Origin of the sequence: Burkholderia sp. 22088 (assembly GCF_052045915.1) — a bacterium.
In the GTDB taxonomy this organism is placed as follows: domain Bacteria; phylum Pseudomonadota; class Gammaproteobacteria; order Burkholderiales; family Burkholderiaceae; genus Burkholderia; species Burkholderia cepacia.
Map to the genome: position 1 here is coordinate 329,983 of NZ_JBQEPY010000009.1, position 13,401 is coordinate 343,383.

Below are 13,401 nucleotides of genomic sequence, written 5' to 3' on the forward strand. Positions count from 1 at the left end.
CCCCGACGCCCGAGCCTCGGCGGCTTAGCGAATTAGTGGACTCAAACGTCGAATTTTAGCACGCGGGAAAGCGTGCGCCCGTGTCTCGGCCGGACGGGCACTGCGCGCCTACGGCCGGGCCCACGGGGCGAAAGCCGCCCGTGCACGGGCCCGCGCGGGTACAATCGGCGTCAACGTCCGCGCGCGTGCGCGCCCGAAGAATGTCTCGATGAACCGATTTTCCAAGCGTTTCGGCCCGCTCGCCGCCTATCGCCCGCAACCCGTGTCCGAAGTGCTCGGCCGCACCGACGCGTTCGCGGCACTGCGCGCCGGCGTCGAGCAAATCGCGTCGCTGCAGCGCGATCTTGCCGCGCTTCTGCCCGACTACCTGGCGAACCACGTCGAACCCGGCTTCGTGAAGGACGGCACCCTGACCCTCTTTGCCGCGCACAACGCGCTGGCCGCGCGGCTGCGGCAGGTCGAGCCGCGGCTGCTCGGCGATCTGCAAAAGCGCGGCTGGCCGGTCTCGACGCTGCGCGTGCGCGTGCGCCCGAAGGATGCTCCGGAGCCGCCGCACGTGAAGCAGGCGCGGATGACGTCGGTCGGCGCGGCCGCGTTGCGCGATCTGGCAGACCATCTCGAACCGTCGCCGCTGCAGGCCGCGCTTGCGCGGATGGCGGCCCGGCACGGCGCAAAGCCGCGCTGACGGTCTACGCCGCCGGCATCGTCCGGCCAACAAAAAAGCAGCCCGAAGGCTGCTTTTTTGTTGCTTGCGCCGAACACAGTTCAGGCGAAGGCCGTCTGCGCGTCGAACGCGAAACCCTTCGGCGCGGCCTGCGGATCGTCGAACGTGACGATCTCGTACGCATCTTCGTTCGCGAGCAGTTCGCGCAGCAGCGCGTTGTTCAGCCCGTGGCCGGACTTGTACGCCGTGTACGACGCCAGCAGCGGATGGCCGATCACGTACAGGTCGCCGATCGCGTCGAGCATCTTGTGCTTCACGAACTCGTCGTCGTAGCGCAGCCCGTCGTTGTTCAGGATGCGGTACTCGTCGAGCACGATCGCATTTTCCATGCTGCCGCCGCGGGCGAGGCCCATCTCGCGCAGCATCTCGGCCTCATGCGCGAAACCGAACGTGCGTGCGCGCGCGATCTCGCGCACATACGACGTATTCGCGAAATCGACCTCGAGCTCCTGGCCGGTCTTGTCGACGGCCGGGTGACGAAAGTCGATCGAGAATTTCAGCTTGAAGCCGAAGTACGGATCGAGACGCGCGAACTTGTCGCCGTCACGGATTTCGACCGTCTTCTTCACCTTCACGAAACGCTTCGGCGCGTTCTGCTCCTCGATCCCGGCGGACTGGATCAGGAACACGAAGGTCGCCGCGCTGCCGTCCATGATCGGGATTTCCTCGGCCGTCACGTCGACATAGAGGTTGTCGATGCCGAGGCCGGCACATGCCGACATCAGGTGCTCGACGGTCGACACGCGCACGCCATCCTTCTGCAGCACCGACGCGAGCCGCGTATCGCCGATCGACGTTGCCGCCGCGGGAATGTCGACGGGCGTGGGAAGGTCGACGCGGGAGAACACGATGCCCGTGCCCGGTGCGGCGGGACGGAGCGTCAGCTCGATCTTGCGGCCCGAGTGGACACCGATACCCACGGTCTTCACGATGGATTTGATGGTGCGCTGCTTCAGCATGATGTTCTTCGTCGTGATTGAAGATATCAATCAGGAGTTATATTCAATAGGAGGGATTATAGCGTAATTCCCTATTCAACGCAGTTTGAAACTGCGTATCAATCTGTTTCGGCTGTTTACCCCTGCCGATACGGGACGGGCCGATGCCCGGAACGGAGGCGTTTCCGGTCATCAGCCCGTGTTACAACTGCCCTGAGGCCGGTGAGCAGCGTTGCCGACAGGCAACGGCGCACCGCACGATCAGGACGTCAACGTCGCGAGAACACTCGCCGCATCGCTCACTTCGAATTTGCCCGGCGCCTCGACGGCCAGCGTCTTGACCACACCGCCGTCAATCACCATCGCGTAGCGCAGGGAACGAATCCCCATGCCACGCGCGGACAAATCCTGCGTCAGCCCCAGCGCATGAGTGAAAGCCGCGCTGCCGTCCGCCATCATGCGCACCTTGCCCGCGGTGTGCAGATCACGTCCCCATGCGCCCATCACGAATGCGTCGTTGACGGACACGCACCAGATCTCGTCGATACCCGCCGCGCGCAGTTGCTCGGCGTGTTCGACGTAGCCCGGCACATGCTGCGCCGAACAGGTCGGCGTGAAAGCGCCCGGCAATCCGAAGATCACCACCCGCTTTCCCGCAACCTGATCGCGCACGCTGCAGGCGTTCGGCCCCAGCGTGCACCCTTCGCGCGCGTCGTCGATGTACTCGAACAGTTGCGCGTCGGGCAGCGCGTCGCCCACTTGAATCATGGCTGGTCCCTCATAGCGATACGGTTTTTCAGCGTGTCGCGGACAGCACGGCCCATCCCGCCCCGCTTGTGCGGAGAGGGCACGTTTCCCGGCCCGGCGTCGCAGCCGACGCGGCCTGTCGTGGTCCGTAGCATCCGTCACGCCGGCGATACCGCGGCAGTTTCGCCGCGGCTTCGCCTGTGTTTGCGTCAGTCAGCCTGCTTGCGCAGGAAAGCCGGGATGTCGTACGTGTCGACACCCTTCTCCTGCAGCGCCTGCACGTGCGATGCCGCGGTTTCACGCGAATTGCGCCACACCGCCGGCGTATCGAGTGCGCCGTAGTCGGCCGTGCTGACGTGATGCGCCGGTGCATAGCCGTGCGACACCGCGCTGACCGGCTGGTTGTCCGTACCCGTGCGCAGCAGCGTCATCGGTGCCGACTGCTGCTTCTTCGCCGCACGGCCCAGACCCGTTGCCACGACCGTCACGCGCAACGCATCGCCCATCGCGTCGTCGTACACCGCACCGAAGATCACCGTCGCATCTTCCGCCGCGTAGCTCTTGATCGTGTTCATCACTTCGCGCGTTTCCGACAGGCGCAGCGAACGGCTCGACGTGATGTTGACCAGCACGCCGCGCGCGCCCGACAGGTCGACGCCTTCGAGCAGCGGGCTCGCCACGGCCTGTTCCGCCGCGAGGCGCGCGCGATCGACGCCGGCGACCGTCGCCGTGCCCATCATCGCCTTGCCCTGCTCGCCCATCACCGTCTTCACGTCTTCGAAGTCGACGTTCACGAGGCCATCGACGTTGATGATTTCAGCGATGCCTGCAACCGCGTTGTTCAACACGTCGTCCGCGCACTGGAAGCACTTGTCCATCTCGGCGTCGTCGCCCATCACGTCGAACAGCTTGTCGTTCAGCACGACGATCAGCGAGTCGACGTGATCCTCCAGTTGCTGCGAACCTGCTTCGGCGACGCGCATGCGCTTGCCGCCTTCGAACTCGAACGGCTTGCTGACGACACCGACCGTCAGGATGCCCATCTCCTTCGCGATCTGCGCGACCACCGGCGCCGCGCCCGTGCCCGTCCCGCCGCCCATGCCGGCCGTGATGAACACCATGTGCGCGCCGCGCAGTGCGTCGGCGATGCGCTCACGCGCTTCTTCCGCTGCCGCACGGCCCATTTCCGGCTTCGCACCGGCGCCGAGGCCCGTATTGCCGAGCTGGATCACCGACGATGCGCGCGAACGCGAGAGCGCCTGCGCATCCGTGTTCATCACGATGAAATCGACGCCCTGCACGCCGCGGTTGATCATGTGCTGGACGGCATTGCCGCCAGCGCCGCCAACGCCGACCACCTTGATGATGGTGCCGTTGGTCTCGGTTTCCAGCATTTCGAATTCCATGTTGCCTCCGTCAAGAGAAAAACTGCTAATCGGCCGTTATTCGGCAGGAGATCGGGCAACCCCCTGTCGCGCGCCAGCCGCCGGCACCGGCGCGAATTTCGAGATTCGGTTTGTCAGAAGTTGCTCAGGAACCATTCCTTCATCCGCGAGAACACCTGCCCCGCGTTGCCGGACTGCACGGCGACCTTGCGGCCGCGCATGCGCTGGGCACTGCCTTCGACGAGCAGCCCCATCGCCGTCGAGTAGCGCGGATTGCGCACGACGTCGGAGAGGCCGCCTGCATACTCCGGCGCGCCGATGCGCACCGGTTTCAGGAAAATGTCTTCGCCGAGCTCGACCATGCCGGGCATCATCGACGCACCGCCGGTAATGACCACGCCGGAGCTCAGGAGTTCTTCGTAACCCGATTCGCGCACGACCTGCTGCACGAGCGAGAACAGTTCCTCGACGCGCGGCTCGATCACGGCCGCGAGCGCCTGGCGCGACAGCGTGCGCGGACCGCGTTCGCCGAGGCCCGGCACTTCCACCATTTCGTCCGGATCGGCGAGCGCCTGCTTCGCGATCCCGTAGCCAACCTTGATGTCTTCCGCATCCGGCGTCGGCGTGCGCAGCGCCATCGCGATGTCGCTCGTGATCTGGTCGCCGGCGATCGGAATCACCGCGGTGTGGCGGATCGCGCCTTCGGCGAAGATCGCGATGTCCGTCGTGCCGCCGCCGATGTCGACCAGCACCACGCCGAGATCCTTCTCGTCTTCCGTCAGCACCGCCAGCGACGACGCGAGCGGCTGCAGGATCAGGTCGTTCACTTCCAGCCCGCAGCGGCGCACGCACTTGACGATGTTCTGCGCGGCGCTCACCGCGCCCGTCACGATGTGCACCTTCACTTCCAGCCGGATGCCGCTCATCCCGATCGGCTCGCGCACGTCTTCCTGGCCGTCGATGATGAATTCCTGCGTGAGGATGTGCAGCACCTGCTGGTCGGTCGGGATGTTGATCGCCTTCGCGGTCTCGATCACGCGCGCAACGTCGGTCTGCGTGACTTCCTTGTCCTTGATCGCGACCATCCCGCTCGAGTTGAAGCTGCGGATGTGGCTGCCGGCGATCCCCGTGAACACGTTGGTGATCTTGCAGTCGGCCATCAGCTCGGCTTCCTCGAGCGCGCGCTGGATCGACTGCACGGTGGCCTCGATGTTGACCACCACACCTTTCTTCAGACCCTTCGACTCGCTCTGGCCGAGACCGATCACCTCGTAGTGACCTTCGCCCTTCAGCTCGGCGACGATGGCCACCACCTTCGACGTGCCGATGTCGAGGGAAACCAGCAGATCCTTGTAGTCTTTGCTCATAAAGTGCTCTTGCGTGTGATCTCTCGTTACTTCTTGCGCTTGTCGGTATCGGTCAGGAACCGCATGCCTGCCGCGCGAATCGCGAATCCGTTCGGATAACGCAGGTCCGCGTACTCGATGTCGTTGCCCCAACGCTCCGTGACCGCCGGCCAGGCGGCAACCAGGCGCTGGCTCCGGTCATGCAGCGACTCGCTGTTGCGTTCCTTGCCCAGCTCGACCTGCATGCCGTTCGACAGCTTCACCGTCCACGCGTACCGCGCCGACAGCGTCACTTCTTCCGGCGCCGCCTTCAGCGGCGCAAACCATTTCCCGAAGTCGCGATACCGCGTGACGACTTCCTTCGCACTGCCCTCCGGGCCGTCGAACGCCGGCAGTTCCTGATCCAGCTCGCCCTGGTTCGCGGTGAACAGCTCGCCGTCGACGCTCACGAGCTGGTCGCTGCCCCAGGTCCCGAGCGGTTTGTACTCCTCGAGCGTGACAGCCAGCGCATTCGGCCACACCCGGCGCACGCTCGCATGGCGCACCCAGGGCATCTGCTCGAACGCGGCGCGCGCGGCGTCGAGATCGACCGTGAAGAAATTGCCCTTCAGCCGGCCGACCACGCCCGCGCGTACCGTCGGCGAATTGATGTGCTCGGTGTCGCCGTCGATCCGGATTTCCCGCAACGCGAACGTCGGGCGCTGGATCAGCCAGTAGCAACCGGCCGCCGCCAACACGAGCAGCAGCAGCGCGTACAGCGCGCTGGCGGCAAGGTTGAGTTGGCGAACGTTGTTCCACATACGTCGTTCCGTTCCTGCGTCAGTCGTTGAGCGTGAGCGACAGCACCTTCACGACCAGCTCCGAATAGCTGATGCCGACCGCGCGCGCGGCCTTCGGCGGCAGCGAGTGGTCGGTCATGCCCGGTGCGGTGTTCACTTCCAGGAAGTACGCATTGCCATCGGCGTCGAGCATGAAGTCCGCGCGGCCCCAGTCGGTGCAGCCGAGCACGTCGAACGCACGGCGCGCGACGCGCTTGAGCTCCGCTTCCTTGTCGGCGGGCAGCCCGCACGGGATCAGGTATTGCGTGTCGTTGGCGATGTACTTCGCGTGATAGTCGTAGAACTCGCCGGCCGGCACGATCTTGATCACCGGCAGATCGAGATCGCCGGCGATGCATGCGGTGTATTCGCCGCCGCCTTCGATGCTCTTCTCGACGATCACGATCGGGTCGTGCTTCGCGGCTTCCTCGAGCGCAGCCGGCAGCGCATCGGCCGTCTTCACCTTCAGCACCGCGACGCTCGAGCCCTCGCTCGCCGGCTTCACGAACAGCGGCAGGCCAAGCTTCGCGACGATGTCCGTCGCGCGCGCCGCGAGGTCGTCGCCGCGCAGCACCGTCTCGAACGGCGGCGTCGGCACGCCCGTCTGCTGCCAGACGAGCTTCGTGCGGAACTTGTCGAGGCCGAGCGCCGACCCGAGCACACCGCTGCCCGTGTAACGGATCCCGTAGAAATCGAGCGCGCCCTGGATCTGGCCGTTCTCGCCGTAACCGCCGTGCAGCGCGTTGAACGCACGCACGAACCCTTCGTCCTTCAGCGCCGCCAGCGGGCGCTCGGCCGGGTCGAACAGGTGCGCGTCGATGCCTGCGTCGCGCAGGCCCTGCAGCACGAGCTGGCCGGACGTGAGCGAGACCTCGCGCTCCGAGGACTCGCCGCCGAACAACACCGCCACCTTGCCGAAACGTTTCGGATCAATCCCGCTCATGTCATGCCTTCTGTTGAGTGTGCTGCGCGACCTTCGCCGGCACGCCGCCGATCGAACCCGCGCCCATCGTGATCACCACGTCGCCGTTCTGCGCGACCTTCGCCAATGCGTCCGGCACGTCGTCGACCGTCGCGACGAACACCGGGTCAACCTTTCCTGCCCCGCGCAGCGCGCGCGACAGCGCGTCGCCGTTGGCGGTCGAGATCGCGGCCTCGCCGGCCGCGTAGACTTCCGTCAGCACCAGCGCATCGACCGTCGACAGCACGTTGACGAAATCGTCGAAGCAATCGCGCGTGCGCGTGTAGCGGTGCGGCTGGAACGCCAGCACGAGGCGACGCCCCGGGAACGCGCCGCGCGCGGCCGCGATCGTCGCGGCCATCTCGACCGGGTGATGGCCGTAGTCGTCGATCAGCGTGTACTGGCCGCCGTCCGCGGTCGGCACCTCGCCGTAGCGCTGGAAACGCCGGCCGACGCCGTTGAATTCGGCCAGCGCCTGCTGGATCGCGTCATCCGTCACGCCGAGGTCGGTCGCGATCGCGATCGCCGCGAGCGCGTTCTGCACGTTGTGCAGACCCGGCATGTTCAGCACCACCGCGAGCGGTGCACGCCCTTCGCGGATCACCGTGAAATGCATCCGGCCGTCGCGCGCGTCGATGTCTTCCGCGCGCACCTGCGCGTCCGGCGACAGCCCGTAGCGCACGACCGGCTTCGAGATGAACGGGATGATCTGCCGCACGTTCGGATCGTCGACGCACACGACCGCGCTGCCGTAGAACGGCAGGCGCTGCGTGAATTCGATGAACGCCTGCTTGAGCCGCGCGAAATCGTGGCCGTAGGTGTCCATGTGGTCGGCATCGATGTTCGTGATGACTTCGATCACCGGATACAGGTTCAGGAACGACGCGTCCGACTCGTCGGCCTCGGCGACGATGAAATCGCCCGTGCCGAGCCGCGCGTTCGCGCCGGCGCTGATCAGCCGGCCGCCGATCACGAAAGTCGGGTCGAGGCCGCCTGCGGCGAGCACGCTCGCGACGAGGCTGGTGGTCGTGGTCTTGCCGTGCGTGCCGGCGATCGCGATGCCCTGCTTCAGGCGCATCAGCTCGGCGAGCATCACGGCGCGCTGCACGATCGGCACGCGCTTCGCGCGCGCGGCCAGCACTTCCGGGTTGTCCGAGCGCACGGCCGTCGATACGACGACCGCATTCGCGCCCTCGATGTTCGCCGCGTCGTGGCCGATCGCGATCCGTGCACCGAGCGCCTGGAGACGATCGGTCACCGCGTTGCGCGAGAGATCCGAGCCGCTGACCTCGTAGCCGAGGTTGACGAGCACTTCGGCGATGCCGCTCATGCCCGCGCCGCCGATCCCGACGAAATGAATGTGTTTGACGATATGTTTCATTGCAATATTTCCAGGTTCGCGCCGGCCGCCTTCGCGCACACGCGCGCGACTTCGTCGGTGGCCTCGGGCTTCGCCAGCGAGCGCGAACGTTCCGCCATGTCCGCGAGCGATGCCCGCGACTGGCCGCGCAGCCAGTCGGCGAGCAGTTCCGCCGACAGGTCGCGTTGTTGCACCAGCACGGCCGCGCCCGCATCGGCGAGGAACGCGGCGTTGCTCGTCTGGTGATCGTCGACCGCGTACGGGAACGGCACGAACAGCGCCGCCACGCCCACCGCCGCGATCTCCGACACCGTCATCGCGCCCGACCGGCAGATCACGAGATCCGCCGCCGCATACGCGGCCGCCATGTCGTCGATGAACGGCACGAGCCGCACGTCTTCGCCGGCCGCGAAACCGGCCGCTTCGTAATTCGCCTTCAGCGCGTCGATGTGCTTCGCGCCGGCCTGATGCACGATGCGCGGGCGTTCACCCGGCGTCAGCATCGCCAGCGCGCGCGGCACGACTTCGTTCAGCGCGGCCGCACCGAGGCTGCCGCCGACGACCAGCACGTTCAGCGGGCCGCTGCGCGACGCGTAGCGTGCTTTGGGCGCTTCGGTGCCGGCAAGTTCCGCGCGAATCGGGTTGCCGGTCCATTCCGCGTGCGGCAGCGCGCCGGGGAATGCGACGAGCACGCGTTTCGCAAATTTCGCGAGCACCTTGTTCGTCAGGCCCGCGATCGAATTCTGTTCATGCAGCACGAGCGGACGCCCCGACAGCGCCGTCATCACACCCGCCGGAAACGTGATGTAGCCGCCCATCCCGAGCACGACGTCGGGCCGCACGCGGCGCAGCGCGGCGAGGCTCTGCCCGCATGCGCGCAGCAGGTTGAACGGCAGCGTCAGCTTGGTCTTCAGGCCCTTGCCGCGCAGCCCGCCGAACCGCACGTATTCCATCGGAATGCCGTGTTTCGGCACGAGCGTCGCTTCCATCCCGGCCGGATTGCCGAGCCACACGACGCGCCAGCCCGCCGCCTCCATCCGGTGCGCGACCGCGAGCCCCGGGAACACATGGCCCCCGGTGCCGCCTGCCATCACCATCAGCGTGCGTTGCGACGCGGTCATACCTTCCCCCCGCGCATCAGCACCCGGTTTTCATAGTCGACCCGCAGCAGCACCGCGAGCGCCACGCAGTTCAGCAGAATGCCGGAGCCGCCGTAGCTCACGAGCGGCAGCGTCAGGCCCTTGGTCGGCAGCAGCCCGAGGTTCACGCCCATGTTGATGAAGGTCTGCGCGCCGAACCAGATGCCGATGCCCTTCGCCATCAGGCCCGCGAACGTGCGATCGAGTGCGAGTGCCTGACGGCCGATCTCGAACGCGCGGCGCACGATCCAGTAGAACAGCAGGATCACGACCAGCACGCCGACGAAACCAAGTTCCTCGCCGATCACCGCGAGGATGAAGTCGGTATGCGCTTCCGGCAGATAGTTCAGCTTCTCGACGCTGCCGCCGAGGCCGACACCGAACCACTCGCCGCGTCCGAACGCGATCAGCGAGTGCGTGAGCTGGTATGCCTTGCCCTGCGCGTAGCGCTCGTCCCACGGATCGAGGTACGCGAAGATCCGCTCGCGACGCCACGGCGACAGCCATACGAGCATCGTGAAGGTGCCGACCGCCGTCGCGACGAGGCCGCCGAACAGCTTGCCGTTCACGCCGCCGAGGAACAGCACGCCCATCGCGATCGCCGCGACGACCATGAATGCGCCCATGTCCGGCTCGAGCAGCAGCAGCGCACCGACCAGGCCGACCGCGAACGCCATCGGCAGGAAGCCCTTCGCGAAGCTCTGCATGTATTCCTGCTTGCGCACCGTGTAGTTCGCCGCGTAGATCGTCACCGCGAGCTTCATGATTTCCGACGGCTGCATGTTCGTGATGCCGAGCGGAATCCAGCGGCGCGCGCCGTTCACGCCCTTGCCGACGTGCGGGATCAGCACGATCACGAGGCCGACCAGCGCGATCAGGAAGAGATGCGGCGCGTATTTGTCCCACGTCGACACCGGCACCCGGAACGCGATCACCGCCGCGATGAACGCGACGACGAGCGATACGCAGTGGCGCATCAGGAACGCGTAATCGTGATACGCCGCGTATTTCGGCGAATCGGGCATCGCGATCGACGCCGAATACACCATCACGACGCCGAGCCCGAGCAGCGCGATCGCGACCCACAGCAGCGAGTAGTCGAAGTCGAGCATCCGCGAACGGCTCGGGCGCACGCCGTTGACGACGCTCGCGAGGCCGCCGGTCGCGGCGCGCGTGGCCGACGCGACGCGGCCGCCCGCGGCATTGCCGCCGGTGTCGCGCCGATCGTTGAAACGGGAGACGAGGCGATCGGACCAGCTCATGGCGTCGCTCCTTTGTCGATGGCGATTTCGTCGACCGCCGCGCGGAACACATCCGCGCGATGGGCGTAGTTCCTGAACATGTCGAGGCTCGCGCATGCAGGCGACAGCAACACCGCATCGCCCGGCTCGGCGAGGTCGGCCGCCGCGTGCACCGCGCCTTCGAGCGTCGCGTGGTCGGCAAGCGGCACGCCCGTTTCGGCGAGCGTGTCGCGGATCGCCGGCGCGTCACGGCCGATCAGCATCACCGCGCGGCACCAGCGCGCGACCGGCGCGACCAGCGGCGCGAAGTCCTGGCCCTTGCCGTCCCCGCCCGCGATCAGCACGATCTTCTGGGCGAGCCCGTCGAGCGCGGCAACCGTCGCGCCGACGTTCGTGCCCTTGCTGTCGTCGACGTAGTCCACGTCGTCGATCGTCGCGATCACTTCGACGCGATGCGCTTCGCCGCGGTACTCGCGCAGCGCGTGCAGCAGCGGCGCGGCCGGCAGGTCGATCGCGCGTGCGAGCGCGAATGCGGCCAGCGCGTTCGCCGCGTTGTGCAGCCCGCGGATACGCAGTGCGTCGGCCGGCATCAGGCGCTTCTGCGCGATGTCGGGCGTGTGCGCGGCATCGCGCTTGCGCCGGCGGCTCGTCGTCGCCGCTTCGTCCGGTGCATCGCGATCGACGGCTTCCACCAGCCACGCGATGCCGTTGTCGCGCGACAGACCGTAGTCGCCGTCCTGCACCGGTTCGTTCAGGCCGAACGTGACCGTACGCGGCGCGTCGGCCGCGCCGGCTGCCGGCGCGAACTTCATCACGGCCGCATCGTCGCGGTTCAGCACGCGCGTCGTCGTCGCGCCGAAGATCCGCCCCTTTGCTTGCGCGTACGCTTCGAAGCTGCCGTGCCAGTCGAGGTGGTCCTGCGTGATGTTCAGGATCGCGGCCGCATCGGGCGCGAACGTGCGCGCGGTCTCGAGCTGGAAGCTCGACAGTTCGAGCACCCATACGTCCGGGAGCGCGGTTTCGTCGATCGCGCCGGCGAGCCGGTCGAGCATCGCCGGGCTGATGTTGCCCGCGACCGCGACCTTCTTGCCCGAGCGCTGGCACAGCAGGCCCGTGAGGCTCGTCGTCGTAGTCTTGCCGTTGGTGCCCGTGATCGCGAGCACCTTCGGCTGGTAGCCGCTCGTGCCGAGCGCACGCAGCGCCTGCGCGAAGAATTCCAGCTCGCCCCACACCGCGATGCCGCGCTCGTTCGCGGCCGCGACCAGCGCCGCGAGCGCCGGTTCGAGCGGCGACAGCCCGGGGCTCAGCCCGACGAGCTCGATGCCGCCGTCGAGCAGCGCAGGCGTGAACGCCCCGCCGACGAACTCCGCATCGATGCCTTCGGCCTGCAGCGCGGCAAGGTTCGGCGGCGCCTCGCGGGTATCGGCAATGCGCAGCCGGCACCCGTGCCTCGCGCACCATCGCGCGATCGCGAGACCCGATTCCCCGAGCCCCAGTACGAGCACCATCGGCCGTTGCCGATCTCCAAACATCTCGCCAGACATCCTTGTTACCTTTCCTTTACCGCAGCTTGAGGGTGGTCAGACCGAACAGGCACAGCATCAGCGTGATGATCCAGAAACGCACGACCACCTGCGTTTCCTTCCAGCCGGACAATTCGAAATGGTGATGCAGCGGCGCCATCTTCAGCAGGCGCCGCCCTTCGCCGTAGCGCTTTTTCGTGTACTTGAACCACGACACCTGCAGCATCACCGACAGCGTTTCCGCGACGAAGATGCCGCCCATGATGAACAGCACGATTTCCTGGCGCACGATCACCGCGACCGTGCCGAGCGCGCCGCCGAGCGCCAGCGCGCCGACGTCGCCCATGAACACCTGCGCGGGGTGCGTGTTGTACCAGAGGAACGCGAGCCCTGCCCCGCCCATCGCGGAACAGAAGATCAGCAGTTCGCCCGCGCCCGGGATATGCGGGAACAACAGGTATTTTGAATAGACCGCACTGCCCATCACGTACGCGAACACACCCAGCGACGCGCCGACCAGCACGACCGGCATGATCACGAGGCCGTCGAGGCCGTCGGTCAGGTTCACCGCGTTGCTCGCGCCGACGATCACGAAGTACGTCAGCACGATGAAACCCCACACGCCGAGCGGATAGCTGATCGACTTCAGGAACGGCAGCATCAGGTCGGCGCGTGCCGGCAGCCCCATCGACAGGCCGCTCCTCACCCACGCCATGAACAGGTCGAACACGCGCACGTTGTTCGCCTCGGACACGCTGAAGGCGAGGTAGACAGCGGCGAACAGCCCGATCACCGATTGCCAGAAATACTTCTCGCGCGACGACATCCCGCGCGGGTCCTTGTGGACGACCTTGCGGTAATCGTCGACCCAGCCGATCACGCCGAAACCGAACGTGACGAGCATCACGATCCAGATGAAACGGTTCGTCAGGTCGCCCCACAGCAGCGTCGCGACCGCGATGCCGATCAGGATCAGCACGCCGCCCATCGTCGGCGTGCCGGACTTGACGAGGTGCGTCTGCGGGCCGTCCTTGCGCACGGCCTGACCGACCTTCATTTGCGTCAGCTTGCGGATCACCCACGGTCCGCACACGAGCCCGATCCCGAGCGCGGTGATGGTGGCCATCACCGCCCGGAACGTGAGGTACGTGAACAAGCGCAAAAAGCTTGCGTCTCCTTGCAGCCATTGCGCCAGCGCCAGCAGCATGCTTCCTTCCTT

Annotated in this window: 12 protein-coding genes; 1 reads left to right on the forward strand and 11 read right to left on the reverse strand. The window is 66.7% G+C overall.

Annotated features, from left to right (window positions below; translation table 11 throughout):
- Positions 1-208 precede the first annotated feature (208 nt).
- Positions 209-685, forward strand: a complete 477-nt coding sequence (locus tag ACTJLD_RS19620; protein ID WP_021159908.1) for a DUF721 domain-containing protein — start codon at positions 209-211, stop codon at positions 683-685.
- 80 nt (positions 686-765) lie between these two features.
- On the opposite strand, the gene lpxC is transcribed toward ACTJLD_RS19620, so the two are convergent.
- The 11 genes from lpxC to mraY form a co-directional block, all read right to left on the reverse strand.
- The gene (gene lpxC / locus ACTJLD_RS19625; RefSeq protein ID WP_027788449.1) at positions 766-1,683 is read right to left on the reverse strand and encodes a UDP-3-O-acyl-N-acetylglucosamine deacetylase; all 918 of its coding nucleotides are present in this window, start codon (positions 1,681-1,683) and stop codon (positions 766-768) included.
- Between the two features lie 240 nt (positions 1,684-1,923).
- A complete protein-coding gene (locus ACTJLD_RS19630) occupies positions 1,924-2,430 on the reverse strand; it encodes a peroxiredoxin (RefSeq protein WP_027788450.1) in 507 nt (168 codons plus the stop codon).
- Positions 2,431-2,618: 188 nt separating this feature from the next.
- On the reverse strand, positions 2,619-3,815 hold the full coding sequence (gene ftsZ, locus ACTJLD_RS19635; RefSeq protein WP_021159911.1) for a cell division protein FtsZ: 1,197 nt from the start codon (positions 3,813-3,815) through the stop codon (positions 2,619-2,621).
- 113 nt (positions 3,816-3,928) lie between these two features.
- Positions 3,929-5,161: a cell division protein FtsA gene (gene ftsA / locus ACTJLD_RS19640; protein ID WP_006487138.1), complete on the reverse strand. Its 1,233-nt coding sequence runs from the start codon at positions 5,159-5,161 to the stop codon at positions 3,929-3,931.
- A 26-nt stretch (positions 5,162-5,187) separates the two neighbouring features.
- On the reverse strand, positions 5,188-5,940 hold the full coding sequence (locus ACTJLD_RS19645) for a cell division protein FtsQ/DivIB (RefSeq protein ID WP_021159912.1): 753 nt from the start codon (positions 5,938-5,940) through the stop codon (positions 5,188-5,190).
- Positions 5,941-5,959: 19 nt separating this feature from the next.
- Positions 5,960-6,901, reverse strand: coding sequence for a D-alanine--D-alanine ligase (locus ACTJLD_RS19650; protein WP_021159913.1), 942 nt, complete (start codon positions 6,899-6,901; stop codon positions 5,960-5,962).
- Between the two features lies 1 nt (position 6,902).
- Entirely contained in the window at positions 6,903-8,300 is a 1,398-nt protein-coding gene (gene murC / locus ACTJLD_RS19655) for a UDP-N-acetylmuramate--L-alanine ligase (protein ID WP_059586549.1), read from the reverse strand.
- Entirely contained in the window at positions 8,297-9,400 is a 1,104-nt protein-coding gene (gene murG / locus ACTJLD_RS19660) for an undecaprenyldiphospho-muramoylpentapeptide beta-N-acetylglucosaminyltransferase (protein ID WP_021159915.1), read from the reverse strand. Before murG ends, murC begins: the two co-directional genes overlap by 4 nt.
- Positions 9,397-10,680 (reverse strand): putative lipid II flippase FtsW, encoded by a 1,284-nt coding sequence (gene ftsW / locus ACTJLD_RS19665; RefSeq protein WP_021159916.1) that lies wholly within the window; start codon positions 10,678-10,680, stop codon positions 9,397-9,399. Before ftsW ends, murG begins: the two co-directional genes overlap by 4 nt.
- Entirely contained in the window at positions 10,677-12,191 is a 1,515-nt protein-coding gene (gene murD / locus ACTJLD_RS19670) for a UDP-N-acetylmuramoyl-L-alanine--D-glutamate ligase (protein ID WP_124671976.1), read from the reverse strand. Before murD ends, ftsW begins: the two co-directional genes overlap by 4 nt.
- Positions 12,192-12,219: 28 nt before the next feature.
- Positions 12,220-13,389, reverse strand: a complete 1,170-nt coding sequence (mraY, locus tag ACTJLD_RS19675; protein WP_006477019.1) for a phospho-N-acetylmuramoyl-pentapeptide-transferase — start codon at positions 13,387-13,389, stop codon at positions 12,220-12,222.
- Positions 13,390-13,401: the final 12 nt, after the last annotated feature.